We start from the raw sequence: 25993 nt of genomic DNA on the forward strand, positions 1-25993 counted from the left end.
AAAGCCCTCCGGCTTTGCAGCGGGAGGGCTTCGCAGAATAACTCTCTGACCGATCAGGCTTTGATCATGCCGTGGGGGTCGATGACGTACTTCCGGGCTGCGCCTTTGTCGAAGTCGGTGTAGCCCTTGGGTGCACCCTTTAGCGAAATGACCTGCACGTTCGTCGCCTTGGCGATTTTGATCTTGTCGTGCAAGATCGCCATCATGAGGCGGCGGTGATAGCGCATGACCGGGCACTGGCCGGTGACGAAGGTGTGGCTCTTGGCCCAGCCGAGACCGATGCGGATGGAAAGGCTGCCCACCTTGGCAGCCTCGTCCACGGCGCCGGGATCTCCCGTGACGTAGAGGCCGGGAATGCCGATGGCACCGCCTGCCTTGGTGATCTCCATGACGCTGTTGAGCACCTGGGCTGGCACTTCCTTGCTGTGGTTGTGGCCGCAGCCGCGGGCCTCAAAGCCCACGCAGTCAATCGCGCAGTCCACTTCAGGCACACCGAGAATGTTTTCGATCTGCTCCTGAACGGTGGCGCTCTTGGAAACGTCCACGGTTTCGCAGCCGAAGCGGCGGGCCTGGGCGAGACGCTCCTTGTTCAGATCACCCACGATGACGACGGCGGCACCGAGGAGATGGCAGGAGGCTGCGCAGGCAAGGCCGACAGGGCCGGCACCTGCGACATAGACGGTCGCGCCTGGGCCGACGCCGGCAGAGACGGCACCGTGATAGCCGGTGGGGAAGATGTCGGAGAGAAGGGTGAGGTCCTTGATCTTGGCCATGGCCTGATCACGGTCCGGGAACTTCAGCAGGTTGAAGTCAGCGTAGGGTACCATGACGTACTCTGCCTGACCGCCGACCCAGCCCCCCATGTCCACATAGCCATAAGCCGCACCCGGGCGGGCGGGATTCACATTGAGACAGATGCCGGTCTTGCCTTCCTTGCAGTTGGCGCAGCGGCCGCAGGCGATGTTGAAGGGCACGCTGACGATGTCGCCTTTTTTGATGAACTCGACATCACGGCCGGTCTCGATGACCTCACCGGTGATCTCATGACCGAGAATCAACCCCTGGGGAGCGGTGGTGCGACCACGGACCATGTGCTGGTCGGAGCCGCAGATGTTTGTGCTGACGACTTTAAGGATGACCCCATGATGGCATTTGCGCTTCTGTTCGCGCAGCTCCAGTTTGGGGAAATCAATGCTCTGAACCTCTACCTTTCCGGTACCCATGTAGGCGACACCATGATTGCTTGGCATAATATTGTATGGTTGTGGTTGGCTGAATTTGGGGGATTCCCGGTCATGCTATTGAAAACCGGCGGATGGCGTCAATCCTGGTGAAGGGAAAAATGCTTGCGGCCAGAAGTCAGCGGTGCAGGGGCCCGGGAAGGCTGACACCGCCGCGTCAACTTTACGGATCGCACGACATGCTCTTTCGGATTGCCTGCCCGCGAGCAGACCTCCACAATGCGCATGCATGAAAATTACATCACTCGCATTCTCCCTTCTTCTGCTGGCCTCCGCCGCTCTCCAGGCACAGACCCCGGCTCCAGGCCCCCAGAAGAATGATGTCATTGGCGCTGCCGGCGGTGCTGCCTCCGGCGGCATCATTGGAACTCAAAGCGGCCGTGGCCTCGAAGGCGCCGCCCCAGCGGTCGTCCTGCCGCCTCAACCGCCGGATGTGCCTGCGGAGAAGTATGGCAAGGACGGCAAGATCAACCCGGGCTTCATCGCTGCGCATGAAAAGTTTGTGAGCATCGCCAAGGAGGGCAAGGCCCAGCTCGTGTTCCTGGGCGACTCGATCACTGCCGGCTGGGCGGGCAGTGGCAAGGAGGTCTGGCCCAAGGCTTTCGGCCAATACACCCCTGCGAACTTCGGCATCGGCGGGGACCGCACTCAGCATGTGCTGTGGCGCATCCAGAATGGCGAACTGGAGGGCATCAAGCCCAAGGCCGTGGTGCTGATGATCGGCACGAACAATGTCGGCGCTGACCCCGCTGAAGGCATCGCCAAAGGCGTGACCGCGATTGTCGAAACCATCCGCGCCAAGCAGCCGCAGGCAAAGATCCTCCTGCTGGCCGTCTTCCCGCGTGGCGACAAACCCACCGGCAAGCTCGGCGCCGCCAATGAAAAACTCAAGCAGGTCAACGCCATCATCGCCAAGCTCGACGATGGCAAAAACGTCTTCTTCCTGGACATCGGCAGCCAGTTTCCTCAGCCTGACGGCGCCCTGACCAAGGAGGTCATGCCTGATTTCCTGCATCTCTCGCCTGCAGGCTATCAGATCTGGGCGGATGCCATCGGCCCAAAGCTGGCGGAACTGATGAAATGATCTGGCATCCCAGAACCCCGCATGCAAAGGAGGAGCATGCCCCAGCCCGTCATCCTTTCAGACATTGGCAAGGTCCTCATCGACTTTGACTTCAGCATCGCCGCCCGCCGGCTCGCAGAACGTTGCGATCATCCGGCGGAGACGGTGCTGACGTTGTTTGACGACATCAAGGGCCCCTACGAGGTGGGAGCCATGGAAGACGGGGAGTTTGTGCAGGAGGGCATGGCGCTGACGGGATTTCGTGGCAGCCCCGATGAATTTGCTGCAATCTGGTGCGAGATTTTCGCCCAGAACGAGCCCATGTACGCGACGCTCCGCAGTCTGGCGGGTAGACTGCCGATGCACCTGCTCTCCAACACCAACGAACTGCACAAGAGCTACTTCCTGCGGGAGTTTCCGATCTTCCAGCTCTTTCAGGGCGGCGTGTATTCACACATCGCCCGCTGCGCGAAGCCGGGGGAGGAGATCTTTCTCAAGACCGCCGCGCAGCTGGGCCTCGACCCCGGACGGACGTTTTACATTGACGATCTGGAGGCCAACATCGCCACGGCGGCACGGCTGGGGTTCCGCACATTTCATTACAGCTTTGTGAAGCATTCCCAGCTGCAGGCCGAGCTGGACGAATGGCTGGCGGCTCAGGGCATTGGTTGACGGGCGCAATTACCTGTCATAACCAGTACGTGCTGCCGTTCGTATCACCTGTGTGGCATGAAAAGCATGCACGAATAATTCCATGAAATGCGACGTTTGCGAGAATGAGGCCACTGTGTTCCTCACCCAGATCATCAACGGTCAGATGACCACGGTGAACCTGTGTGAAACCTGCTCGAAGGCCAAAGGCGTGACCGAAGAGACCGGCTTCGGGCTCGCGGAGGCATTTCTCAGCCCTTCCCACAGGGCGGAGTCCGACACGATGGAGATTGTGTGCGAAGCCTGCGGCTTCACCGCCTCCCAGCTGAAAAAAATCGGCCGTATGGGCTGCCCGGAATGCTACGCGGCCTTCCGGGAGGGGCTGGACGGACTGCTGCGCAACATGCACAAAGGCACCCGGCACGTGGGCAAGCGCCCGAGCCACATCAGCGCCGTCACACCGCAGATCCTGCCCCGGCAGCGGGCGGCTGCGGTGAAGGAGCCACCGCCACCGGCTCCGGTGGCGCCTGCCCAAGCGCCTACGCCGGACATCGCCAAGCTGCGCGCCGAACTCGATCTCGCCGTCAAAGAGGAACGCTACGAGGACGCGGCGCGGCTGAAATCCGAGATCGAAAATCTCCAGCCCAAGGCCTCCAAATGAAGGATGCCGCAGGTGGAATCATCCTCGCGCATGATTCAACGCGTATCCCTTTTCAGACGTCCAACTTCATAATCTCATGATGCGTTTTGCCACATTGATCAAGAACCCCGCCGACTGGATGAAAGGCACGGGGCCCCACTCTGATGTGGTCATGACATCGCGTGTGCGTCTTGCCCGCAATCTCCGTGGCTACCCGTTTCCTGGCTTCAGCCAGGAACGCCAGCGCATCGAGCTGCTGGAGCGCGCACGCCCGGTGGTGGAGGAGCTGCCCGAAATGAGGGACGGCTACAGCGAGGACTACACCGATCTGAGCAAGATCCGCAAACAGGTGCTGGTGGAGCGCCACCTCGTGAGCCGTGAGCACGCAGCGCGCTCCTCCGGGTGCGCCGTGGTCGTGGACCGCAAGCAGAGCATCTCCATCATGATCAATGAGGAGGATCATTTTCGCATCCAGGGCATCCGGCCCGGGCTGAACCTCGCCAGTGCCTTTGAGGCGGTGGACCGGGTGGACACGGAGCTCGAAGGCCTGCTGCCTTACGCCTTTGACCCCAAGCTCGGCTACCTGACCGCCTGCCCCACGAACCTGGGCACCGGCATGCGCGCCTCCGTCATGCTGCACCTGCCCGCGCTGGTGCTCACGGAGCAGATCAACCCGGTGATCAAGGCGATCGGCAAGATCGGCCTGGCGGTGCGCGGCCTCTATGGTGAAGGCACCGAGGCTCTCGGCAATCTGTTCCAGATCTCCAACCAGCACACACTGGGTGAGGCGGAGCCTGAAATCATCGCCCAGATCGAAAAAGTCATCGAGGGCGTCGTCCGTTCCGAAGTGACGGCGCGCGCCAAGCTCAAAGAAGACCATCAGACCATGCTGCAGGACCAGGTGGGGCGCGCCTTTGCCATTCTGAGGTATGCGCACATCCTGACCTCCAAAGAGGCACTGAACCTGCTTTCCATGCTGCGCTTGGGCGCGGATCTCGACCTTGTCAGGAACTGCGACCGCAGCCTGATCGACATGCTTCTGCTGGAAATTCAACCTGCGCATCTTCAGCTCAATGCTGCGCGTGAATTGTCCCCTGAAGAGCGTGACAGCATGCGTGCTGATTTAACCCGCACGCGGTTGCAATCCATCGACGGCCCGGGTAGTTTTCCACCATCACAATCTAACAACGGAGGCAACGCCTCCCCCACTAATGATGAATAATTTCACTCCACGTGCTCAACAGGTTCTGGCCCTTGCCCGCAAGGAGGCCGACCGCTTTAACCACAACTACGTCGGCACGGAGCATCTGCTGCTGGGCCTGATCAAACTTGGCCAGGGTGTGGCAGTCAACGTGCTGACCAAGCTCGGCCTCGACCTCGAAACCGTGCGCATGCAGGTGGAGCAGCAGGTCGGCTCCGGCCCGGAGACCAAGATGGTCGGCAACATCCCCTACACTCCAAGGGTCAAGAAGGTGCTCGCCCTGGCCTCCAAGGAAGCCAAGGCGCTCAACCACAGCTACGTCGGCACCGAGCACATCCTTCTCGGCCTCCTGCGCGAAGGGGAAGGCGTGGCCGCCCAGGTGCTGCGCAACCTCGACGTGAACCTCGACAAGGCCCGCAGTGAGATCCTGAAGGAACTCGACCCCAACTTCTCCTCCCAGAACGAGGAGGAGGAAGAGGAAAGCGAACCCGTCAATCCCACCGGCAACACCCCTTCGGGCGACAAGAAAAAGAACGAGAAGACCCCGGCGCTCAAAGCCTTTGGTCGTGACCTCACCGAACTCGCCATCAAGGGAGAGATGGACCCGGTCATCGGCCGCTCGGAAGAGATCGCCCGTGTCATTCAGATCCTCTGCCGCCGCACCAAGAACAACCCGGTGCTCATCGGCGAAGCCGGCGTGGGCAAGACCGCCATCGTCGAAGGCCTGGCCCAGGAAATAGCCGCTGGCAACGTCCCGGAAATTCTGCGCGACAAGAAAGTCATCACCCTCGACCTCGCACTCATGGTCGCTGGCACGAAGTATCGCGGCCAGTTTGAAGAGCGCATCAAGGCAGTGATGGACGAGATCCGCCGCCACAAGAACGTCATTCTCTTCATTGACGAGCTCCACACCATCGTGGGTGCCGGCGGTGCTGAGGGCGCCATGGACGCCAGCAACATCATCAAGCCCGCCCTCAGCCGCGGCGAGCTGCAGTGTGTCGGCGCCACCACGCTGAACGAGTACCGCAAGTACATCGAAAAGGACTCCGCCCTGGAGCGTCGCTTCCAGAGCGTGAAGGTTGAGGAGCCTTCCGTGGAGGACGCCATCCGCATTCTCTTTGGCCTGCGCGGCAAATACGAGATGCACCACAAGGCCAAGTACACGGAAGACGCCCTGAGGGCCGCCGTGAACCTCAGCTCCCGCTATCTGCCCTCCCGCTTCCTGCCGGACAAGGCCATCGACATCATGGACGAAGCCGGCTCCAAGGCCCGCATCGCCGCCATGACGCGTCCGCCAGAGCTGAAGGTGATCGAGGCCGAGATCGAGGAGATCCGCGTCGAGAAGGAAGGCTCCATCAAGGAGCAGGACTTCGAGAAGGCGGCTCACCTGCGTGACCGTGAAAAGAATGCCAAGAAGCGTTTTGACGACGTGCTGGAAAGCTGGCGCTCCAACAACCAGGAGCGTATCGTCGACGTGACCGAAGAGGACATCATGTCCGTCGTCTCCAAATGGACCGGCGTCCCGCTGCAACGCATGGAGCAGGCCGAAGCCGAGAAGCTCCTCAAGATGGAAACCGAGCTCAAGGGCAAGGTCATCGGCCAGGACGAAGCTGTCATCGCGATCAGCAAGGCGCTGCGCCGTTCACGTGCAGACCTCAAGGATCCGCGCCGCCCAATCGGCTCCTTCCTCTTCCTCGGCCCGACCGGGGTCGGCAAGACCTTCCTGGCCAAGAACCTGGCCGAGTTCATGTTTGGCACCGCCGAGGCGCTGATCCAGATCGACATGTCCGAGTACATGGAGAAGCACACCGCCAGCCGTCTGATCGGTGCGCCTCCCGGGTACGTCGGCTATGAAGAAGGCGGCCAGCTTTCCGAAGCCGTTCGCCGTCGCCCTTACTCCGTGATCCTTTTCGACGAAGTCGAAAAAGCGCATCCGGATGTGATGCACCTCCTGCTCCAGATCCTTGAAGAAGGTCAGGTCACCGACAATTTCGGTCGCAAGATCGACTTCCGGAACACCATCGTCATCCTCACGTCGAACGTGGGCGCTGAAACCATCAAGCGTCAGACCAGCCTGGGCTTCATCGCCATGCAGCAGGACGTGGCTGACAATGCCAGCATCAAGGGCAAGATCACCGAATCCGCGAAGAAGTTCTTCAAGCCTGAGTTCCTCAACCGCCTGGACGACATCGTCATCTTCCGCATGCTCGAGAAAGAGCAGCTCAACAAGATTGTGGATCTCGAAGTCAGCAAGGTGGTCACACGCCTCAAGAAGAAGAACATCCACATCGCGCTGGACGACAGCGCCCGTGAGTTCCTCATGAAAGAGGGCTTTGATCCTCAGTATGGTGCGCGCCCGATGCGCCGTGCGGTGGAGAAAAACATCGAGGACCCGCTGGCCGAGCACCTGCTGCGTGGTGACATCCGCGAAGGCGACATCGTCAAAGTCTCCCACGATGAAGAGACCAACCGCCTCAAGTTTGCCGCTGAAAAGCGCGAAAGCACCACCACTGACATCCCGGCTGAAACGCCCACACCTTAACCGGGCGCTAGCCGCCGGGCGTTGCCTGCCATGCTTCGTGCCCTGATTCTCATTCTCCTGCTCGGCAGCTTCGGCTGGTGGCTGGATCGTGAGCATCAGGCCGGAAGGTTTCAGCGGGTGGACGAGCTGTTTCTGGACTTCCTCGTGGCCAATACCCGGGAACGCTTTGTGCTCGCCAAAGACCAGGCGATGAAAGAGTCCCCGGTGGTTTTTGTGAAAATGCGCACCGCCGACAGGGCGGAATACGCTGGCTGGCCGCCACGCCCGCTGGACTGGCGGATGATTCTGAAGGGCTTGCAGCCGTATGATCCGGCCGTGGTGGTCGTGCCCGAAACGCTTTTCTGGGGCCGCCCGCCCCCTGAATTTGTGGCCGAGGCGGCTCAGGCACTGCTGCCCATTCCGAGCACGGTGCTCGGCGTGGAGGCCGAACTCGCCACCACGCGTGACACGCCAGCCTTTCTCGGAGGCTTGGAAAATTCACTGCCGGTGTTCCAAAAAGTGCACGGAAACATGCAGTCCGTCCCTCCGCTCAAGGCTTTGATCTCGGCACCGGATGAACTGATGCGTGCGCAGGCGGAGCTGGGCATAGCCATCTCCCGTCAGGAAAAGGAAACGGTGCTGCTGCCCTATGCTGTCCAGGAAGGCGGCAGGCTGCTCCCAACGGTGCTGGCTCAGGCCCTGGCGCGTTTCACCAAGACACCTTATGCCAAGCACCGGCTGGCGCTGGAAACGGGGTCCGGGGCCTACCTGGCTGACGGCGTTTTTGTCAACCTCACCCGCAACGCTGAATGGGTGTGCATGGACCGGGCTGTGCCCGAGGTGGACGCGCTCAACCTGATGACGACCGAACTGGCCGAGGCGCTCTCACCCCAGGACAAACAGCATCTCTCCGGCGGCAAGCTCATCGTGATCGGCACGGATGACGCTCAAACCGGCGGGCTGGCACGCCTGCATGCCGTGGCTCTGGCCGAAATACTTGCCATGCCGCGCCTGCGACTGCTCCCTGACTGGGCGCAATGGATCATCTGGGGTGCCGCTGGCCTGATGGGGCTGTGGCTGGTGCTGTTCGTGCCGCGTAAAAAAGCCATCCCGCGCGGCCTGCTGTGCATCTTCGCCGCGTTGGTCACCTGCTTTCTCGCCTTTCAATCCAGTTTGATCTGGTGCCCGCCCACCATTCCCGCAGCGCTGCTGGCCGTCTCTGCAGTGTTCGCACGCTTTGCCGGGCGCAGGATCAGTCCGGCATCCTAAGGAGGCGGCACGGCAAAGACCTGCACCTCGCAGTAGTGGTTCATCTCGTTGCTGGTGTTGCCATGGCTCCAGAGACGGACGTAGCGGGCCTTGGCGGCCTTGCCTTCAATGATGCGACCGTAGTTGCTTTCGACATACGTTGGGTCCTTGCCCTTTCCAAAACCGGAAGTGTCGTCATGATCGGAGTTCCACAGTGTGGTGGCGCCCTTGCTGAAGTCTGGATCATCGGAGACCTGAATGACCACGTCCAGATAGGCTGCTAACAGTTTGTGATAATGCCACAAGGCGATTTTCTGAATTGTGTGCGTGGCTCCGAGATCAATCTGCACCCACTGTTTCCCTGGCATGAGTTCGACGAAGCTGCCATCCGCACCGTCAGCATCTCCGTCCGTGATGAGATTGAGATCGCCTATGATGGGAGCCGGATCGGAGGAGGTGACCTTTTTGCCTTTCGCAACATTCACAGTGCCCTTGAGAGCCTTGAAGCTTTTGATGCGCTTGGAGATGTCAAACTTCTCCATGTTGGGAAGTCCCAGGTCTATGACGGGGCTGCTGACGAACATGGGCTTGGGGAGCTGGAGCACGATTTCCTCCTGTGCTCCGAGCAAGGCACCAGCCTCTCCAGGCGGACGAGTGCCGACGACGAACTCCTGATCCACCTTGCTCAAACTGGACAGCGGCACGGTGATGACGATGCCGTTTTCACGCCGGAGGAAGACGTTTTCACCTGAGAGTTTGACGAATTCAGCCCGGACCTCGCTTTGGCCGCCGGAGTCTTTCCAGACACGCTCCACGGCCAGAAGCGCCCCTCCACCCAAGACACTGATCACAGGGACAAGTTTCAGCAGGCGGTCCAATCGAGTGCGCATGGGCGGAAGGTGAAACAAGAACACGGAACGGCAACCGAGATCGAAGGCGCCTACCGGCCGGAACATGACCAAATAGGCCTTGTGGAACACGGGCAGCCCCCTAGTGTCCGCCTCCCCCCAAAAATACTGCATGCGTTTTCGCAACCTGACCCGCCGACGTGAGATCGGCGCCAATTCCTACCTCCTCGAAGCCGGGGACCATCGCGTCGTGCTTGATTCCGGCATGCACCCCAAAATGGCAGGTTACGGTGCCATGCCGGATTTCGGCCCACTGCCGCACAAGTCGGCCAATGCGGTGCTCATCACCCATGCGCACCATGACCACATAGGCTCCCTGCCCGTGCTGCAGCGCAAGCAGCCAAACACACCGGTGCTGATGACGGAAATCACCGGGGAGCTCTCATCCGCCATGCTGCACAACTCCGTCAATGTGATGACGAAGCAGCGCGAGGAGGAAAGCATCACGGAATACCCCCTCTTCACCCACCGGGAGCTGGATGAGATCCGCGCCCAGTGGATCTACCGCGACATCGACCGCCCGTTTGAGATTCCGGACACCAATCTGGAGGCCACCATGTTCGACGCCGGCCACATTCTCGGCTCCACGGGCGTCCTGATCCGTGAAGGCAGCAACACGCTGTTTTACACCGGCGATGTGAATTTTGAGGCGCAGACCATCTGCCGCGCCGCTGATTTCCCCACCAGCGGCATTGACGTGATGATCACCGAGACCACCCGTGGCGACTACGCACGCCCGGAGGGCTTTTCACGCAAAAACGAAAAAGAGCGCCTCGCTGGCGTGATCCGCGACACCCATGAGGCAGGCGGAGCTGTGATGATCCCCGTTTTTGCCCTGGGCAAGACCCAGGAGGTCATGATGATGCTGCACGAGTTGCACGAGGAGGGCCTCATTCCTGAAATGCCGCTCTACATCGGCGGGCTGAGCACGAAGATCACGGTGCTTTACGATCACTATGCCTCCCGCAGCCGCCGCAGCTATCCCGGCTTCCGCCTGCTGGACGACATGAAGATGCTCGTCCCCCGCAAAGGCAGGAAGCGCCAGGAGATCATCTCCAGCCCGCGCACTCTCTATGCCCTGTCCAGCGGCATGATGACGGAGCACACCGTCTCCAACACCTTCGCCCAGAAGTTCCTCGACAATCCGCGGAACACCGTCTGCTTCGTCGGCTACACCGACCCCGAGTCCCCCGGCTACAAGATCCGCAACGCCACCCCGGGCACCAAGATCAAGCTGGCCAAGGACCTTCCCGCTGTGGAACTGCGGGCGCGTGTCGAAAGCTTTGACCTCAGCGCCCATGCCTCACGCGAGCAGATCGCAGAATACATCGAAAAGGTGAAGCCGAAAAAGCTCCTGCTCGTCCACGGTGAAGAACCGGCCCAGATGTGGTTTACCCGCCGCTTCAACGAGACCATTCCGGGCACGGAGATCATACGCCCTGAGCCGCATCAGCCGATCGAACTCTGGTAATCCGCCCTTCGTCACCGCCCTATGCGCCTCATCGCCATTGTCGCCATGGCCAGCAACCGCGTCATTGGGCGCGAAGGCAAGCTGCCGTGGCACTTCCCCGAGGATCTGAAATTCTTCAAACGCACCACTCTCGGCCACCCCATCGTGATGGGGCGCGCCACTTTTGACTCCATCGGCCGGCCTCTGCCGGGCCGCCAAAACATCGTCCTGAGCAGCACCATGGCCCCAAGGGAGGGGGTCACGGTCATTCGCAGTGCCGACGAGATTCCGCAGGTGTGTGGTGAAGCGGAAACCGTTTTTGTGATTGGGGGGGCACGTGTTTTTGAGGAACTGCTGCCCCGGTGTGACGGGTTTTATCTCACCTGGATTGCCGAGCCTTATGAGGGGGATGTCCTGCTCCCGCCCTTTGAGCACCTGTTCTCCCTCAAAGAAATCGTGGGTCAGTCAGAAGGCTTGGAATTTCGCTTCTACGAACGAGTTTAGGAGGCGGGAGAGCTGCGATTTACAAGCAGCTTACAACTCATTTACGTGCCTCTGACGCATTGTCTGGGGAATGTGGAAGAATACACTCAGACAAAGGGTCTGAGATGGCCCGGTCAAAATTTTCAAATAGTGGTTCCTTCTGGCTGTTGGACTCTCTATCAAGCGACGGGGCGGATCGGGTGATCCGCCCCGTTTGCTTTTTCAGAAATCCTGACGGACCTCCGCCCTGCCCCCCACAGCAGGTTTCTGATGCTGAAATGCTTGATTTCCCTGCTCATGTCCCGAAGGTGCAGGTATCGCCGCCAACCTTAGACGATGAAATTCGCCATATTCGGAGACATACACGCCAATCTTGAAGCCCTGCAGACCGTTCTGTGGGACGCTCAGGAGCAGGGCTGTGCCAATTACGTCTGCCTCGGCGACATCGTCGGTTACGCAGCCAATCCAGTCGAGTGCCTGCAGGCCGTGCAAGACTTGGGCTGCCCGGTGGTGCGCGGCAACCACGATGAGGGTGCCGCCAGCGAGAGCTCCCTGGAAGAATTGAACCCCCTGGCCCAGAATGCCCTGCTGTGGACCCGTGAACAGCTCAGCCAGGACCAGCGCCAGTGGCTGCGCGAGCTGAAGCTGGTGCGTCAGGTGCGTGACTTCACCATCGTGCATGCCACGCTCGATTCTCCCGGCAACTGGGGCTACGTGACCAACCGCTTCGATGCGATGGCCAGCTTCAGCTACCAGTTTACCCAGGTCTGCTTCTACGGCCATACGCACGTCCCGCGCATCTTTGAAAAAGACGACGCTGTGCGGGCCGCCCGAGGCACCGACGTTCAGCTGCAGCGTGGCGTGAAGTACTTTGTCAACGTTGGCAGCGTGGGACAGCCCCGCGACGGTGACTGGAGAGCCGCCTACGCGATCTACGATGTGCAGGCGCAGACGATCTCGATCCGCCGGCTGGAGTACGACATCGAAACCGCCCAGGCAAAAATCCGCGCGGCTGGTCTGCCCTCCCTGCTGGCAGACCGCCTTGCCCTGGGCAAATGAGCGAGGTCACGCGCCAGCTTCCCAGCCTGCGCGACTTCCGCTCCGCGCTCATCGTCAAACCCAGCTCTCTGGGTGACATCGTGCACACCCTGCCGGCTGTGAAGGCCCTGAGAGACGCCCATCCCCGGCTAAAAATCCGCTGGCTGGCCAACACCGAGTGGACCCCCATTCTGCAAGGCAGCCCCTTGCTCGATGAAGTGATCCCCTTCCCCCGCAAAACCTTTCGCGGACTGGCCGGCCTGGCGCGTTTCTGGAACTGGCGGCGCACCTGGATGATGCTGCCGCGAGAGGAGCCGGAGATCGTGCTCGATTTCCAGGGCCTGCTGCGCAGCGGCCTGGTCAGCAGCTGGCGTGGGTCGAAAGCGGTCGTCGGTCTTTCGGATGCGCGTGAAGGCTCCCGTTTCTTCTACAACCATACCGTGCCCGTGGACGCCGGAGCCCATGCCGTGGACCGCTACCTGGAGCTGCCGCGCGCACTGGGAATCAAGATCGAGGCTGAGGACATCACCTTTGAGCTTGCTCCAGGCTCGGCTCCCGCTGGCTGGACGCAGGCAGCGCAAGGCTTCGTCGCCGTGCATCCCTGGTCGCGCGGCGAGGGCAAGTCGCTTTCCCATTCCGCTTTGCAGTCGCTCTGCGATGCCCTGGCTCCCCACCCGGTGGTGCTGGTGGGCATGACCTCTGACCCAGCCCGGCCCACCGGCGCGCATATCCAAGACTGGAGCCAGCGCACTTCCCTGCCCGAGCTGATCTGGATCATGCGACAGGCCAGGTTCTGCGTCAGCGTGGACAGCGGGCCGATGCACATCGCTGCGGCGGTCAATCCGCAGACGCTTGGCATCCACACCTGGAGCGACCCACGCAAAGTCGGGCCCTACCCGCCAGCGGTGCATGTCTGGAAGGCCGGGCGGATTGCCGCGCGAACGGAGTTCAGCCCCGAGGAATGCCAGCGCGATGCGAACGTAACCGATGCCGATGCACGAGGCATGGGCGAATGGGTGAGCCGGCGGCTGTAAGGCCGCCTACTTCTTCGCAGCAGCGTCCTTGACCATTTTCACGTACTTGGCGGGATCTGCCTTGAAGTCCTTGAGGCAGGATTTGCAGCACAGGTACACATCCGTGCCTTCATGCGTGACTTTGACGGGCTTGCCCATCTCGCCCCCGAAGGGTTCGTTTGAAATGACGCACTTTTTGAGCGGATAGGAGGGCGGGATGCCGTCCGCAGCACGGGTGCAGCTGAAACTGAAAGCGACAGTGGCTAGGAGCAGGAGGGAGGGCTTCATAGGAGGCCGCATGTTATTCAGACCCATGGTGCTTCTCCAGCGGGATCATGGAGCAGATTGTAAAAAGCGTCATCAGGATGAGGCCGTCATCTGCGGTCACAATGCCGTTCTGAAGTAAACTTCTCATCTTGGCTAGGCATTTTGAACCTTGAAAGCGAATCACCTCCTGCCACTTCGTACGCTCCCCAGCCTTTACCCAGCCTACGAAAGCGTTCATCCGAGTTTTTAGCATGTGTCCATTATGCGACTGAGCCCCCGTTCGTCTTTAGCCCGAGGCGCCCTGCTGATCATCGCGCTGTTTCTGGCAGTGGCGTTTTGTACACGTGTCGCGCTCATGATTCAGGGGCGGCACGACATCGCCTGGGATGCCTCGCTGCTGGGTTCGTTTGGCTATGGCCTGTGCTATGATGTGCTGGCAGCCTGCTATGCGGTGGTGCCGTGGCTTCTGCTGACGGTACTGCTGCCCGCAGCCCTGTGGCGCAGCCAAGCGGCACGATGGGTCGTGTCATTCCTCCTGCTGCTGTATGCCGTGGTCTTCATTTTCATCGGAGTGGCGGAAGGGTTCTTCTGGGATGAGTTTCAGGTGCGGTTCAACTTCATCGCGGTGGACTATCTGGTGTTTACCCAGGAGGTGATCGACAACATCCAGCAGTCCTACCCCATGCCGCTGATCTATGCCGGGCTGGCGCTGGCGGGCTCGGCAGTGGTGTGGGTGATGTGGAAGCTCGGAGGCGTGCGCTGGGTATGCGCCGGAGACAGTGCGTGGCGGCTGCGCATCGTGCCGGCGCTGGGCATCGCTGTGCTTGTGGTGGGCATTTCCAGTTTCTTCTCGCAATCGCAGCTCCCGCGCTTCAGCAACAACTTCAATCGTGAGCTGGCCAAAAACGGCCCCTATGCCTGGTGTGCGGCCTTTTGGGAAAGCGAGATCGAATTCGAACGCTTCTATCTCAGGCAGGACATCGACAAGGCGCTGGCGCGTGCGAAGGAGCTTCTCATCCTGCCCGACACTCCGGCGGCCAGTGCGGACCCGCGCGATCTGCGACGCATGATCAAGCACGCAGGCCCTGAAAAGCGGCACAACATCGTGTTCATTTCGGTCGAAAGCCTGAGCGCGGCCTTCATGAGCCACTTCAAGGTGAACTTCAAAATGCGCAGCTACCTGACGCCAAACCTGGACCGGCTGGCAGATGAAGGCATCCTTTTCACCAATCTGTACGCCACCGGCACACGTACCGTGCGCGGCCTGGAGGCGCTGACGCTGAGCGTGCCGCCCACACCGGGCCAGTCCATCGTCTGGCGGCCACTGAACACCAACCTCTTCACCTCCGGCTCCGTGTGCCGCAGCCGTGGCTATGATGTGAGCTACGTCTATGGCGGCGATGCCATGTTTGACAACATGCGCACCTATTTTTCCCGCAACAACTACCGCGTGATCGACCGCGGCACCAAACCGAAGAGCGAGATCACCTTTCAAAACGCCTGGGGCGTGGCGGATGAAGATCTCTTCCGCTGGGCCATGCAGGAAGCGGACACGAACCATGCGGCAAACAAGCCCTTCTTCATGCACGTCATGACGGTGTCGAACCACCGCCCCTTCACCTTCCCGGCAAACCGCATCGACATGCCGCAGGGCTCACGCGAGGCCGCCGTCAAATACACGGACTGGTGCATCGGCGACTTCCTGGAGAAGGCGAAAACGAAACCGTGGTTTGCCAACACGATCTTCGTCGTGGTGGCGGACCACTGCCACGGCAGCGCCGGAAAGATGGAGCTGGACGTGACCAAGTACCACATCCCCTGCATCATCTGGAATCCGCAGCTCATCCAGCCACGCTCGTATGACCGGCTGTGCAGCCAGATCGATGTGGCGCCCACACTCTTTGGCATGATGAACTGGAGCTACACCACACGCACCTTTGGCCAGGATGTTTTCTCCTCCGGCTACACTCCTGACAAGGAGCGCATCTTTGTCTCCAACTACCAAAAGATCGCCTACATCACGCAGGGAGACTTTGCCATGCTCAAGCCCAAGCAGGAGTTCACTCTGGGGAAAGTGGATCTGAAAGCGGGAACCATCGCGCCGGATAAATCAGACTCTCTGCAAAGGCGCCTGAGCGACACCATCTCGCTTTATCAAGCCGCCTCATGGCTGTTTCGCAACGGACACCTGGGGGCAGAAACGGACAAACCTTGAGCTACTGCCCCATCCGCAGCGGACCACCACTGCGAACCTCCGTGATTTTGCCATCACGGATTACGACACCTCCGTTGACAATCACATGATCGAAGCCTTCGGCGTAATGATGCGGATCGCTGAAGGTGGAGGGATCGCCAATTTTGGCCGGATCAAAAATCACAAGGTCTGCATGAGCTCCGGCTTTGAGCATGCCGCGATCTTTCAGGTGGAAAGTCTGTGCCGGGAGTGAGGTCATGCGGCGGATGGCTTCGGGTAGCGAGAGCAGCTTCAACTCGCGCACGTAGCGCCCCAGCACCCTTGCATTGTTTCCATAGCTGCGCGGGTGCGGCACATCCTCGCCGAGGCGACGCGGACCGCCATCACTGGCGACCATGGTCAGCGGGTGCTTGAGGAAGGTCTGCAAGTCGTCCTCATTCATGCCGTGGAAGATGGCGCTGGCACCGCCCTGGGCCTCGATCTCCAAAATGAGCTCGATCTGGTCTTCGAGCGTGTCCGCACCGCGCCGCAGCTTTGCAGCTTCAGGAATGGTTTTGCCATTGAGCGAAGGGTCGGCCTTGCAGCGGGCGATCACCGCGTAGCTGTAGTCCTTGCGGCCCTGCCGGGCGCGCATCTCGGCCATGCCGGCAATGATCTCGGCCTTTTTCTTCGGATCGGAAATGCGTGCGACAAAGTCTGCATGCTCGCCTTCGAGAGCGCTGTCCGGCAGCGTCTGGCGCAGCCCGGTGCTGGAGGCGGTGTAGGCGTACTGGTCCTGCGTGATCTTGAGACCTGAAGCGCGGGCTTTTTTGAGCACGCTGAGCACTTCATCCGCCTTTCCCCAGGCGGTGGGACCGGAAAGCTTGATATGGGAAACCTCGGCACGCACCCTGGCCTCCCGGGCGATGCGGATGAACTCCTCCAGCGCCTGAAAGATGCGTGTCGTCTCATAGCGCATGTGGCTGACGTAAATGCCGTCATGCGCGGCGGCGACCTTGGCCATCGCGATGAGTTCATCTGTTTTGGCAAAGGAGCCCGGCACATAGATGAGCCCGGTGCTCATGCCCACGGCACCGTCCTTCATGGCCTGATCGACAAGCCCCTTCATCGTTGCGAGCTGCTCGTCATTCGGAGCGCGGATGAAGCTGCCGCCCATGGCCTGCTCGCGCACGGAGCCGTGGCCGATCAGAGTGGCGACGTTGAGGGCGACTTTCGAGTCGCCGATCTCTTGGAAGAACTTCGCCACGTCGGTGCGGGAATGCCCGCAGTTTCCGGAGATGATGGTGGTGACACCCATGCGGAGAAAGTTCTCCGCCACCGGATTGCGGCAGATGTCTTCCGAATGGGTGTGCACGTCGATGAAACCCGGGGCGACGACTTTGCCACCAGCATCAATCACCTCAGTGGCCGTGCCCTGGGGCTGGCCTACGGCGGCGATGCGCCCGTCTTTGACTGCCACCGAGCCCTCCATCAGCGGCCCACCGCTGCCGTCCGCGATCCGGGCATGGGTGATGAGCAGATCGAACTCCGCCGCGCTGAGAGCTGAGGTGAGAAGGCAGGCAAAAAGGAGGCGGGGCATCATGGTGGTGGCAGGGAGAAAGACGTGGCTGATGGCACGGACATTGCCAGGATTCCTTTTGCCAATCCGGCCTCCGCATTCCATATCTGCCGCACCATGCTCGACCTCACGAACAAGAAAATCGCCCTGCTGATGGGCGGCCCCGGCTCTGAACGCAAAGTCTCCCTGAAAACTGCTGAAAGCGTGGCCGAAGCGCTGCGCAGCAAGGGGGCCATCGTGGTCGAGGTGGATGTGACGGGGCCGGACTTTGAAGTACCAGGGGATGCCTTCGTCGCCATGAACCTGATCCACGGCACCTTTGGCGAAGACGGCCAGATTCAGTCCATTCTGGAACAGCGCGGCATCCGCTACACCGGCGCAGGCGTGGCGAGCAGCCGCATCGCCTTTGACAAGCTGCTGAGCAAGGAGCGCTTCATCGCCGCAGGTGTGCCCACGCCGCGCTCGCAAACCTACCTGCTGGACGGCAGCCAGCCACTGGCCATCGGCCTGCCCCTGGTAGTGAAGCCGCCGCGTGAAGGCTCCAGCGTGGGCGTGCACATCTGCCACACCCAGGCTGAGCTGGACGCCGCCCTGGAAGACGCGAAAAAGTTTGGCCATGACACGCTGATCGAAGACTACGTGGCTGGCAAGGAGCTGACCGTGGGCGTCCTTGGCGATCAGGTGCTGCCCATCATCCACATCGAACCCGTGGAGGGCTTCTACGACATCAACAACAAGTACCCATGGATGGGTGGCACCGGTAAAACGAACTACAACTGCCCTGCCGCCCTGAGCCCCGAAGTGACCCAGGCTGTGCAGGACGCTGCGCTGAAAGCCTTCCGCTCCTGCGGCACGGAAGTCTATGGCCGTGTGGACGTGATGCTGCGGGACAGCGATCAAGCCCCCTTTGTGCTGGAGGTGAACACCATTCCTGGAATGACGAGCAGCAGCCTGCTGCCCAAAGCCGCCAAGGCTGTGGGCATCGAGTTCCCGGATCTGTGTGCAAAGATCATCGAGCTGTCGCTTGCCGCAAGGCCCTGAGGCTCCTCAGGCCTTGCTGGGCTTTCGCAGCCAGAGATCTCCGCAAAACAGCAACACCCCGAGCCAGATGAGGCCAAAGGAGACGAGGGCTCCTGAGCCGACCGGTTCGTGATACATCAGAGCTCCCACCAAAAACTGACCGGTGGGGGCCAGAAACTGCAACACCCCGAGCAGGGCAAAGGGCAGTTGCCGCGCGCCATGCGCAAAGCCCAGCAGCGGAATGGTGGTGATGATGCCAAGGCCGATGATGAGCAGCAGGTCATGCGCAGACGCGGTGCCCCAAATGGGCAGGCTGCTCTGCTGCGCCCACAGCAGGTAAACCACCGCCACCGGAATGCCGACCACTGTCTCCATCGCAAGACCAGGCAGTGATCCCAGAGGCGACTGCCGTCGCGCCAGTCCGTAGAGCGCAAAGCTGCCCGCCAGCAGCAGGCCGATCCATGGAAAGTGGCCCACCAGCACGAGCTGCGTCAGCACACCGCACGCGGCGGAGAAGATGCTGAGCTTTTGCAGTCCCGTCAGGCGCTCCCCCAGCAGACGGCTGCCGATGAGGACATTCAGCAGCGGATTGATGAAGTAGCCAAGGCTGCAGTCGATGATGCGCCCGTGCTGGGCTGCCCAGACGAAGACGCCCCAGTTGATGGCCAGCAGAAAGGCGGACCATGCATGAGCGCCGACCAGCCGGACATCCCGCAGAGAGCGCAGAAAGCCGGACCACTCGCCACGCAGCATCAGCAGCGGCAACACGGTGGCCATGGTCCACACCACGCGCTGGGCCAGCGCCACATCGCTGCCCAAGTGGCCGAGCTGCTTCCAGTACACCGGCAGCACTCCCCACAGACCAAAGGCCAGCACGGCGCTCAGTGTGGCATTGGCGGATGTCTTTTCAGGATTCATGCGGGGAAAGTTTGCGGGTGGAAAGAATAAGCAGCGCCGCCACCAGGCCCAGCGTGGCATTGATGCCCCAGAGCAGTCCGGGGTGCTGATCATACAGCGCCATGCCCAGGGCGGAGCTGGCGGTATTGCCTGCGCACCAGGCAAGGCTGAGAAAGCCCACATAACGCCCACGCATATCCTCAGGGGCAAGGCTGGCAGAGTAGGCCTGCTGTCGCGAGAAGGCGGACATCTCGCCAAGAGTAAACACCACCATCATGAAAACAAAGGCAGTGAGCGAGCCGCTGACGAGAAAGGTGAGGAAACTGATGCCCATCAAAATGTAGCCAAGCGCCAGCACCTGCCTGACCGGCCATTTACGCAGCCCGGCTGCCAGTGGCAGCTCAAACAGACAGATCATGACGCCGTTCAGGGCCAGCACGAGGCCGCAGTCATGCAGCGGCAGCCCGTTCCGCTCAAAGTGCAGCGGGAAAGTGGTGTTGGTCTGCCGGAAGATCCATGCCGTGCAGATGCAGGCTGCGAACAGGGCCAGGAAAGCGTGATTGCTTTTTATAGACTGCCACGCATGCCCCCAGCCTGCGTGCTCGCGGGCCGTGCGCCTGCCCCGGGGAAGGCAAACCCAGGCGATGATGCCAAAGAAGGCCGAAGTGGCAGCATCGACAGCGAAGAGCCAGAAAAAGGAGTATTCCGCCAGGAAGCCTGCTGTGGCTGGCCCGAGGGACCACGCGAGATTCACCGCAAAGCGCTGCACCGCATAGGCGATGACACGGTGCTCCGGCGGCACCAGGTCCTGCACCAGCGCGGCGCTGGCAGGGCTCCCGGCCTCATTGATGGCACCGGTGATGAAAGCCAGCAGCGCCAGCGTACGCCAGTCCACCGCCTGGGACATGGCGATCATGCACACCGCACCCGCCAGCGCGGAGACGGCCATGGTGACATTCCTCCCAAGGCGGTCAGCCATCCAGCCGCCGATCCAGGCTGCCGCAAAGCCGCCCACCGAATACGAGGCCACGGCATAGCCCGCCTGGGCGGTGGTGTGGCCGTTGCGCGTGATGAAGAGCGCCAGAAACGGCACGACGAAGACACCGAACCGATTGACGAAGGTCGCGCCTACCAGAACCCAGAAGGGTCTGGGCAGGACGCGCAATTGTGAAAGAAGGGACATGGTTGGAAAAAGAGGTTCATGGAAAAAAGAAGGGTGAGCAGGAACGCAAAACGGGCCGGCTCAGGTGAGCCGGCCCGTCGAAGGCTTTAAAGGGTGTCTGTGTTCGGTTAGATTACAGGCCTTTGCTCACAATGTATTTCACGAGATCGACGACTCGGTTGGAGTAGCCCCACTCGTTGTCGTACCAGCTCACGAGCTTGAAGAACTTGCTGTTCAGCTCGATGCCGGAACCGGCGTCAAAGATGGAGCTGTGCTGGTCGTGCATGAAGTCGGTGCTCACCACTTCGTCGGCGGTCCAGTTCAGGATGCCCTTGAGGTAGGTTTCGCTGGCCTTCTTCATGGCGGCGGAGATTTCCTTGTAGCTGGTTTCCTTCTCCGTCTTCACGGTCAGGTCCACCACGGAAACCGTCGGCGTCGGCACGCGGAAGGACATGCCGGTCAGCTTGCCCTTCACTTCCGGGATCGCGAGACCCACGGCCTTGGCGGCACCGGTGCCGGAAGGAATGATGTTGATGGCGGCGCTGCGACCACCCTTCCAATCCTTCTTGGACGGGCCGTCCACGGTCTTCTGAGTGGCGGTGTAGGAGTGGATGGTGGTCATGAGGCCTTCGGCCACGCCGAAACCTTCCTTGAGCAGCACGTGCACGATCGGCGCAAGGCAGTTCGTGGTGCAGCTGGCGTTGGACACCACGTGGTGCTTGGAGGCGTCATACTTCTCATGGTTCACGCCCATGACGACGGTGATGTCTTCATCCTTGCCAGGGGCGGAGATGATGACCTTCTTGGCGCCTGCGTCGATGTGGCCCTGAGCCTTGCTGCGCTCGGTGAAGAGACCGGTGGACTCGATCACGATGTCCACGCCCAGTGCCTTCCATGGCAGGGCGGAGGGGCCTTCACGCACGGCGAGGCATTTGATCTCGTGGCCGTCCACCACGAGGATGTCGTCTTCAGCCACGTCAGGGCTGGACTTCTTGGAGTACACTTCCTCACGGGCCTTGCCCTGGGTGGAGTCATACTTGACGAGGTAGGCCAGATTGTCAGCAGGCACGAGGTCGTTCACGGCGACGACGTCGATTTCCTTGCCCAGGAGACCCTGGTCACAGATTGCGCGAAACACGAGGCGGCCGATGCGCCCGAAACCATTGATGCCGATTTTGACCATGTTGTTTGAGTTAGTTTTGATTTTTGAGGGGAAGCAGGATTACTGCCGGGGGGGGTGGGTGTCAACCGCCGAGGCAGCAGGTTTCGGGCCGGAATAAGCTTCCCAAAGGCCGAGCGCCAGCCCTATCCTGCCACCATGAACAGGTCCGCCACAGTGCTTTCCTTGCTTGCGTGCGTCGCCGTGGCAGCTGGCTGGTTTTGGCGTGAAAAGACAGCCCCGGAGCTCGAAGCACAGCCAAAGCCACATGTCATGTCGCTGGAGGAGAAGCTGAACACGATCATCATCCCAGACTATCCTACGTCAGAAGTCGCCCTTGAGGAAGCCGTCGAGGTCCTGCGCATGAAAAGCCGTGAATTTGACACCACCTCCGCCGGCTCCGGAATCAAGGGAGTCAACATCGTCATCGTTGCCGGAGGCAGCCTCAAGCTGCCGGCCGCATCCGGCCTCAGCATGCGAGGCGTGCCACTGGCCGAAGCCTTGCGCCACATCACTGGTCTGGTCGGGCTCAAATACACCGTTGAGCGGCACGCTGTGGCCATCCGAGAGCAGAATGACCAGAGGGTTCCTGTTTATCAGAAGACCACCAGCCTCCAGAACCACATGGAGAAGCGAATTCTTCCGACTGTCCAGTTTCAAGACGCCAGCCTTGAGGAGGCATTGGAGTACCTGCGGGTGAACCGCGGCTGCTACGATATGGGTGACAAAATTCCCCCTCCGTTAAATTATGTCCTGCATCTGCGCGAAGGCGTCAAGCGCCCGCCGATCTCGATCGATTTGAAAGACATTCCGCTGGATGAGGCTCTCCGCTACTGCGCCGAAATCTCCAACGTCAGACTGCGCTACGATCCCTTTGCGGTGGTGGCCACCGACGCAGAAACTGAAAGTGCCAGCCTTCCCGCCACTTCTTCCGCCCAGCCCATTCTGCCTCTCATGGACCTCAACGGGGCAACCCTAGAAGAGAGTCTCCACTTTATTCGCGTCAAATCGCGCGAGCTCAATCCTGATCGCAGTGAGCTCTCCATTGTGGTCAAACCCGGTGCTCCGCGCGCGTCCATCACTCTTTGCCTCTCACAGATTCCCCTCAGCACAGCCCTTTGCTACATCGCTGAAGTTTCCGGCAATAAGCTTTCATACGACGTCAGGAGCTATGTCCTCTCCCCTGTTGGCCTGAAGTAAAAGCCCTCCAAAGCCGCCAATCACTACATTTGTAGTTGTCATATCACGACAAATGTAGTGAAATGAATTTAATTCCATTAAATCATGCCAGACGCACCCGACATTTCCGAATCTGAGTGGTCCATCATGGAGGTTCTCTGGGAGTCATCCCCAAAGACCGCCTCTGAAGTGACCAAGGCCCTGCGTGCCTCCACCAACTGGGCTGAAAACACCGTCCGCACGCTGCTCACGCGGCTGGTGGAAAAAGGCGCGCTCAAGACCGCCGAAAACGCCAGCGGCACCCGCACCTTCCTCCCCGCTGTAAAGCGGGAGGCATGCGTGCACGCCGAGAGCGAGTCCTTCATGCAGCGCATCTTTGGCGGCGCAGCCAAGCCCCTGCTCGTGCACTTCGCCCAGAACAGCAAGCTCACCGCCGAAGAAGTGAAGGAGCTGAAAAAGCTGCTCGACCAGTCTCTCAACTCTTGACCCACCATGAACACGCTCACCCACATTTTCGACTGGCTCCTCGCCGCCAGCCTCCGTGCGTCGCTGCTCACTGCTGCCACGCTGCTCATCCAGGCGGCTCTGCACCGCCACCTCAGCGCCCGCATGCGCTACGCGCTGTGGCTGCCCACCCTCGTTGTGCTGCTCATGCCGGTGCTGCCGGAGAGCCGCTGGAGCCTTGAGCAGGTGTTTCAAGCGCATGCGCGCCAGACGCCTGTCGCCGCGACAATGGCTGTCAGCGATGTCGTGCATGAGATGCCGGTGGTTTTCTCCGCCCCTGAGCCTCTGCCGCCGCCTGTGGACTGGCAGCACCTGGTCCGCGTGGGCTGGCTCGTCATTGCCGCAGGCATTCTCCTTTCCGGCGGAGTCTCCCTCATGCTTGCCCTGCGCCGCTTTCAGCGGGCCCGTCATCCCGCCAGCGACGAGATCCTGGCCACGCTCGCGCAGATCGCCCGCGAGGTATGCCTACGCCGCATGCCCGAGGTGCTGATCTCCCCTGGCGTCAGCAGTCCTGCGGTCACCGGCCTGCTGCACCCCGTGCTGCTGCTGCCAGTCAGCTTTGACCATGAGTTCACCCCCGCCGAAGCCCGCCTCGTGCTCAAGCATGAGCTCATGCATCTCAAGCGCGGCGACCTCACGCTCAATGCCCTCATGTGCTTTCTCATGGCTCTGCATTGGTTCAATCCCCTGCTCTGGATCGCCTTCTTTAAAATCCGCGCCGACCGCGAAGCTGCGTGCGACGCCCAGGTCCTCCACGATGCCACCAAGGACCACCGTGCCGAATACGGCCATGCCCTCCTCAAGGTGGAGAGCGCCTTCTGCCCACGCGGCCTCAGTCTGGGCTTTGTCGGTATCTTTCAGCGTGGCGCGGTGCTGCGTTCCCGCATTCAGTCCATCATCAGCCACCCTCGCCCACGTCCGGTCATGAGGGCGGTCTTGGCCATATGCATCATCCTCATGACATTTTTTGGAGTGACCCGCGCCCAAAAGTCGGAGCCGGTGCGTGATTTCACCATCGGCCAGCTCTCATTCCGCGAGGGAGACTCCATTCAGATCCACTCCGTGCAGACCACGGCAGAATCGCTGACCGTTTCCGCCGATTATGTGCTCGCCAGTGAGGACGAGGCCTACATCTCCCTTTTCGTCACCGTGAAAAACTCCGACCGCACTCCGGTCGATCCGCGGCAGAGAGCCCGGATCAAAAAGGGGAAAGGCAGCGTTGTCCTGGTGCACCCGCACCCACAGACGGGACTGCCACATCTCAGCTTTTACAACAAGGATGGCGAAGCCTTTGGTGGCATCTATTTCGGCACCCAGGACGAAGCCGCGGCATCCAAGGCCATGAACTTAAACTACATGAAGGCGGGCACTCAGACAGAGGCCGCAAACCCATATGCTTTCATCAAGTCGAAGCTGGATAAGATCATCATACCCAGCATTCAATTTAAAGAGGCCTCGGTGCAGGAGGCGCTCGAATACCTCCGCGTCAAAGGGCGTGAATTTGACACTCTGACCACCGACCCCAAAGCACGTGGAGTCAGCATCCTCTACCGCGCCGGGGACCCGCCGTCTGCCGCGATCATTTCTCTGGATCTCAAAGACATCCCGCTGAGCGAAGCCCTGCGCTATGTCGTCGAGCTGGCCAACCTCAAAATGAGCGTGCAGCCATATGCCGTCGTTGTGAGTGAAACCGAGATCAAAACTGGGGCTGCAAGTTCAAGTCAGGTCCCTGCAGCAGAAATGCCATCTCCCAGAGTCATTATTCCCAGCTTGGAGATGCGCGAGGCATCGCTCAACGAATGCCTCGACTTTATCCGCAACCAATCCCGGGAGCTCGACCCCGAGAGGAAAGGCGTCAACATCATCCTCCAACCAGGCGGGGACACTTCGGCTAACATCACCCTCTCCCTCAAGGACGTGCCGGTTGACGAAGCCCTGCGCTACTGCGCCGAGCTAGGACATCACAAGCTGACTCATGACGCCCGGTCCTACGTCCTCATACCGGAGTCGAAGCAGGACAAAAGCCAGGCTTCCAGCCCTTCCTCCGCTGCACCATCTGCCGCAGAGGCTGAGGCCGACAAGCTCCGCAAGGCCCGCCCGCAGAAGTATGAATTCGCCAAAGCGCGGCTGGGGGATGTGCTGCGCTATCTCGCCACCGACGCCGGCATGAATTTCATCTCTCCGCCTGACGACAATCCCATCAACCAAAAGCTGGTCACCTTCAGCATCCATGCCAGTCCCTTTGATGTCTTGGAAACCCTTTGTGGTGCGAACGGCCTGACACTGGTGTTTGATCGTGAACGCTGGATCATCCGTCCCAGCGAAGATGCCGATCTGATCGGTAAATTTTACTCCCAGCCCAAAACGCAAGCGAGCGCCGAGACCATTCTCAAGGACATCAGCACCATCCTGAATGGAAGCAATGCCACGCCCAAGAAGGACACCTCCACACCGAGCGTCACATACCGAAAAGAATACTCCTCCTTCTATGTGAAAGCCACCCGCCTGCAGCACTCCTGGGTCAGCGCCTATTTCAAAGGGCTGACAAGTTCGGCACAGCCCGGTGATACCGAGTGATCCACGGTTGAACTTGCGC

Annotated in this window: 22 protein-coding genes; 15 read left to right on the forward strand and 7 right to left on the reverse strand. The window is 60.6% G+C overall.

Annotated features, from left to right (window positions below; all coding sequences use genetic code 11):
* Window positions 1-53: 53 nt before the first annotated feature.
* Complete coding sequence (gene fdhA, locus ACZ5WW_RS10865) at window positions 54-1250, reverse strand: formaldehyde dehydrogenase, glutathione-independent (RefSeq protein ID WP_377164271.1); 1197 nt, start codon at window positions 1248-1250, stop codon at window positions 54-56.
* A gap of 220 nt (window positions 1251-1470) precedes the next feature.
* Here fdhA and ACZ5WW_RS10870 point away from each other — a divergent pair, with 220 nt between their 5' ends.
* From ACZ5WW_RS10870 to ACZ5WW_RS10895, 6 genes are all read left to right on the forward strand, one after another.
* Window positions 1471-2325 (forward strand): platelet-activating factor acetylhydrolase IB subunit, encoded by an 855-nt coding sequence (locus ACZ5WW_RS10870; protein WP_377164269.1) that lies wholly within the window; start codon window positions 1471-1473, stop codon window positions 2323-2325.
* 36 nt (window positions 2326-2361) lie between these two features.
* A complete protein-coding gene (locus ACZ5WW_RS10875; protein ID WP_377164267.1) occupies window positions 2362-2976 on the forward strand; it encodes an HAD-IA family hydrolase in 615 nt (204 codons plus the stop codon).
* Window positions 2977-3058: 82 nt separating this feature from the next.
* On the forward strand, window positions 3059-3616 hold the full coding sequence (locus ACZ5WW_RS10880; RefSeq protein ID WP_377164265.1) for a UvrB/UvrC motif-containing protein: 558 nt from the start codon (window positions 3059-3061) through the stop codon (window positions 3614-3616).
* A 76-nt stretch (window positions 3617-3692) separates the two neighbouring features.
* Window positions 3693-4817, forward strand: a complete 1125-nt coding sequence (locus ACZ5WW_RS10885; protein WP_377164263.1) for a protein arginine kinase — start codon at window positions 3693-3695, stop codon at window positions 4815-4817.
* Complete coding sequence (locus ACZ5WW_RS10890) at window positions 4810-7338, forward strand: ATP-dependent Clp protease ATP-binding subunit (RefSeq protein ID WP_377165566.1); 2529 nt, start codon at window positions 4810-4812, stop codon at window positions 7336-7338. Before ACZ5WW_RS10885 ends, ACZ5WW_RS10890 begins: the two co-directional genes overlap by 8 nt.
* A 30-nt stretch (window positions 7339-7368) precedes the next feature.
* The gene (locus ACZ5WW_RS10895) at window positions 7369-8586 is read left to right on the forward strand and encodes a hypothetical protein (protein ID WP_377164261.1); all 1218 of its coding nucleotides are present in this window, start codon (window positions 7369-7371) and stop codon (window positions 8584-8586) included.
* Here the strand turns inward: ACZ5WW_RS10895 and ACZ5WW_RS10900 are convergent.
* On the reverse strand, window positions 8583-9455 hold the full coding sequence (locus ACZ5WW_RS10900; RefSeq protein ID WP_377164259.1) for an SHD1 domain-containing protein: 873 nt from the start codon (window positions 9453-9455) through the stop codon (window positions 8583-8585). The genes ACZ5WW_RS10895 and ACZ5WW_RS10900 overlap by 4 nt on opposite strands.
* Window positions 9456-9585: 130 nt before the next feature.
* Between ACZ5WW_RS10900 and ACZ5WW_RS10905 the strand changes: the two genes are divergently transcribed.
* The 4 genes from ACZ5WW_RS10905 (at window position 9586) to ACZ5WW_RS10920 (ending at window position 13478) form a co-directional block, all read left to right on the forward strand.
* The gene (locus ACZ5WW_RS10905; protein ID WP_377164257.1) at window positions 9586-10944 is read left to right on the forward strand and encodes an MBL fold metallo-hydrolase; all 1359 of its coding nucleotides are present in this window, start codon (window positions 9586-9588) and stop codon (window positions 10942-10944) included.
* A gap of 21 nt (window positions 10945-10965) precedes the next feature.
* The gene (locus tag ACZ5WW_RS10910) at window positions 10966-11427 is read left to right on the forward strand and encodes a dihydrofolate reductase (protein ID WP_377164254.1); all 462 of its coding nucleotides are present in this window, start codon (window positions 10966-10968) and stop codon (window positions 11425-11427) included.
* Between the two features lie 315 nt (window positions 11428-11742).
* On the forward strand, window positions 11743-12465 hold the full coding sequence (locus ACZ5WW_RS10915; protein ID WP_377164252.1) for a metallophosphoesterase family protein: 723 nt from the start codon (window positions 11743-11745) through the stop codon (window positions 12463-12465).
* Window positions 12462-13478 carry a glycosyltransferase family 9 protein gene (locus ACZ5WW_RS10920; RefSeq protein WP_377164250.1) on the forward strand — a complete coding sequence of 339 codons (1017 nt, stop codon included), beginning with the start codon at window positions 12462-12464 and terminating at the stop codon, window positions 13476-13478. Before ACZ5WW_RS10915 ends, ACZ5WW_RS10920 begins: the two co-directional genes overlap by 4 nt.
* Before the next feature lie 6 nt (window positions 13479-13484).
* Here ACZ5WW_RS10920 and ACZ5WW_RS10925 read toward each other — a convergent pair whose 3' ends face one another.
* Window positions 13485-13745, reverse strand: a complete 261-nt coding sequence (locus tag ACZ5WW_RS10925) for a hypothetical protein (RefSeq protein ID WP_377164248.1) — start codon at window positions 13743-13745, stop codon at window positions 13485-13487.
* Between the two features lie 241 nt (window positions 13746-13986).
* Here ACZ5WW_RS10925 and ACZ5WW_RS10930 point away from each other — a divergent pair, with 241 nt between their 5' ends.
* Window positions 13987-15939, forward strand: a complete 1953-nt coding sequence (locus ACZ5WW_RS10930; protein WP_377164246.1) for an LTA synthase family protein — start codon at window positions 13987-13989, stop codon at window positions 15937-15939.
* A 1-nt stretch (window position 15940) separates the two neighbouring features.
* Here ACZ5WW_RS10930 and ACZ5WW_RS10935 read toward each other — a convergent pair whose 3' ends face one another.
* Window positions 15941-17500, reverse strand: coding sequence for an N-acyl-D-amino-acid deacylase family protein (locus tag ACZ5WW_RS10935; protein ID WP_377164244.1), 1560 nt, complete (start codon window positions 17498-17500; stop codon window positions 15941-15943).
* A 93-nt stretch (window positions 17501-17593) separates the two neighbouring features.
* Between ACZ5WW_RS10935 and ACZ5WW_RS10940 the strand changes: the two genes are divergently transcribed.
* Window positions 17594-18517, forward strand: a complete 924-nt coding sequence (locus ACZ5WW_RS10940) for a D-alanine--D-alanine ligase (RefSeq protein ID WP_377164242.1) — start codon at window positions 17594-17596, stop codon at window positions 18515-18517.
* A 6-nt stretch (window positions 18518-18523) separates the two neighbouring features.
* On the opposite strand, the gene rarD is transcribed toward ACZ5WW_RS10940, so the two are convergent.
* The 3 genes from rarD to gap all read right to left on the reverse strand — a co-directional run bounded on the left by rarD (window position 18524) and on the right by gap (window position 21738).
* Window positions 18524-19414: an EamA family transporter RarD gene (rarD, locus tag ACZ5WW_RS10945; RefSeq protein ID WP_377164240.1), complete on the reverse strand. Its 891-nt coding sequence runs from the start codon at window positions 19412-19414 to the stop codon at window positions 18524-18526.
* On the reverse strand, window positions 19404-20576 hold the full coding sequence (locus ACZ5WW_RS10950; RefSeq protein WP_377164238.1) for an MDR family MFS transporter: 1173 nt from the start codon (window positions 20574-20576) through the stop codon (window positions 19404-19406). The genes rarD and ACZ5WW_RS10950 overlap by 11 nt, the downstream gene beginning before the upstream one ends.
* 112 nt (window positions 20577-20688) lie before the next feature.
* Window positions 20689-21738: a type I glyceraldehyde-3-phosphate dehydrogenase gene (gene gap / locus ACZ5WW_RS10955; RefSeq protein ID WP_377164236.1), complete on the reverse strand. Its 1050-nt coding sequence runs from the start codon at window positions 21736-21738 to the stop codon at window positions 20689-20691.
* Window positions 21739-21987: 249 nt separating this feature from the next.
* Between gap and ACZ5WW_RS10960 the strand changes: the two genes are divergently transcribed.
* From ACZ5WW_RS10960 to ACZ5WW_RS10970, 3 genes are all read left to right on the forward strand, one after another.
* Window positions 21988-22914, forward strand: coding sequence for a hypothetical protein (locus ACZ5WW_RS10960; RefSeq protein ID WP_377164234.1), 927 nt, complete (start codon window positions 21988-21990; stop codon window positions 22912-22914).
* A gap of 84 nt (window positions 22915-22998) precedes the next feature.
* On the forward strand, window positions 22999-23379 hold the full coding sequence (locus tag ACZ5WW_RS10965; RefSeq protein WP_377164232.1) for a BlaI/MecI/CopY family transcriptional regulator: 381 nt from the start codon (window positions 22999-23001) through the stop codon (window positions 23377-23379).
* A gap of 6 nt (window positions 23380-23385) precedes the next feature.
* The gene (locus ACZ5WW_RS10970) at window positions 23386-25974 is read left to right on the forward strand and encodes a M56 family metallopeptidase (RefSeq protein ID WP_377164230.1); all 2589 of its coding nucleotides are present in this window, start codon (window positions 23386-23388) and stop codon (window positions 25972-25974) included.
* The last annotated feature ends 19 nt before the right edge of the window (window positions 25975-25993 follow it).

It is taken from the genome of Prosthecobacter fluviatilis, assembly GCF_055388355.1.

Excerpts from the sequence above, each read along its gene's own strand:
- fdhA (WP_377164271.1), bottom strand. The coding sequence starts at position 1,250 with ATGCCAAGCAATCATGGTGTCGCCTACATGGGTACCGGAAAGGTAGAG.
- ACZ5WW_RS10870 (WP_377164269.1), top strand. The coding sequence starts at position 1,471 with ATGAAAATTACATCACTCGCATTCTCCCTTCTTCTGCTGGCCTCCGCC.
- ACZ5WW_RS10875 (WP_377164267.1), top strand. The coding sequence starts at position 2,362 with ATGCCCCAGCCCGTCATCCTTTCAGACATTGGCAAGGTCCTCATCGAC.
- ACZ5WW_RS10880 (WP_377164265.1), top strand. The coding sequence starts at position 3,059 with ATGAAATGCGACGTTTGCGAGAATGAGGCCACTGTGTTCCTCACCCAG.
- ACZ5WW_RS10885 (WP_377164263.1), top strand. The coding sequence starts at position 3,693 with ATGATGCGTTTTGCCACATTGATCAAGAACCCCGCCGACTGGATGAAA.
- ACZ5WW_RS10890 (WP_377165566.1), top strand. The coding sequence starts at position 4,810 with ATGAATAATTTCACTCCACGTGCTCAACAGGTTCTGGCCCTTGCCCGC.
- ACZ5WW_RS10895 (WP_377164261.1), top strand. The coding sequence starts at position 7,369 with ATGCTTCGTGCCCTGATTCTCATTCTCCTGCTCGGCAGCTTCGGCTGG.
- ACZ5WW_RS10900 (WP_377164259.1), bottom strand. The coding sequence starts at position 9,455 with ATGCGCACTCGATTGGACCGCCTGCTGAAACTTGTCCCTGTGATCAGT.
- ACZ5WW_RS10905 (WP_377164257.1), top strand. The coding sequence starts at position 9,586 with ATGCGTTTTCGCAACCTGACCCGCCGACGTGAGATCGGCGCCAATTCC.
- ACZ5WW_RS10910 (WP_377164254.1), top strand. The coding sequence starts at position 10,966 with ATGCGCCTCATCGCCATTGTCGCCATGGCCAGCAACCGCGTCATTGGG.
- ACZ5WW_RS10915 (WP_377164252.1), top strand. The coding sequence starts at position 11,743 with ATGAAATTCGCCATATTCGGAGACATACACGCCAATCTTGAAGCCCTG.
- ACZ5WW_RS10920 (WP_377164250.1), top strand. The coding sequence starts at position 12,462 with ATGAGCGAGGTCACGCGCCAGCTTCCCAGCCTGCGCGACTTCCGCTCC.
- ACZ5WW_RS10925 (WP_377164248.1), bottom strand. The coding sequence starts at position 13,745 with ATGAAGCCCTCCCTCCTGCTCCTAGCCACTGTCGCTTTCAGTTTCAGC.
- ACZ5WW_RS10930 (WP_377164246.1), top strand. The coding sequence starts at position 13,987 with ATGCGACTGAGCCCCCGTTCGTCTTTAGCCCGAGGCGCCCTGCTGATC.
- ACZ5WW_RS10935 (WP_377164244.1), bottom strand. The coding sequence starts at position 17,500 with ATGATGCCCCGCCTCCTTTTTGCCTGCCTTCTCACCTCAGCTCTCAGC.
- ACZ5WW_RS10940 (WP_377164242.1), top strand. The coding sequence starts at position 17,594 with ATGCTCGACCTCACGAACAAGAAAATCGCCCTGCTGATGGGCGGCCCC.
- rarD (WP_377164240.1), bottom strand. The coding sequence starts at position 19,414 with ATGAATCCTGAAAAGACATCCGCCAATGCCACACTGAGCGCCGTGCTG.
- ACZ5WW_RS10950 (WP_377164238.1), bottom strand. The coding sequence starts at position 20,576 with ATGTCCCTTCTTTCACAATTGCGCGTCCTGCCCAGACCCTTCTGGGTT.
- gap (WP_377164236.1), bottom strand. The coding sequence starts at position 21,738 with ATGGTCAAAATCGGCATCAATGGTTTCGGGCGCATCGGCCGCCTCGTG.
- ACZ5WW_RS10960 (WP_377164234.1), top strand. The coding sequence starts at position 21,988 with ATGTCGCTGGAGGAGAAGCTGAACACGATCATCATCCCAGACTATCCT.
- ACZ5WW_RS10965 (WP_377164232.1), top strand. The coding sequence starts at position 22,999 with ATGCCAGACGCACCCGACATTTCCGAATCTGAGTGGTCCATCATGGAG.
- ACZ5WW_RS10970 (WP_377164230.1), top strand. The coding sequence starts at position 23,386 with ATGAACACGCTCACCCACATTTTCGACTGGCTCCTCGCCGCCAGCCTC.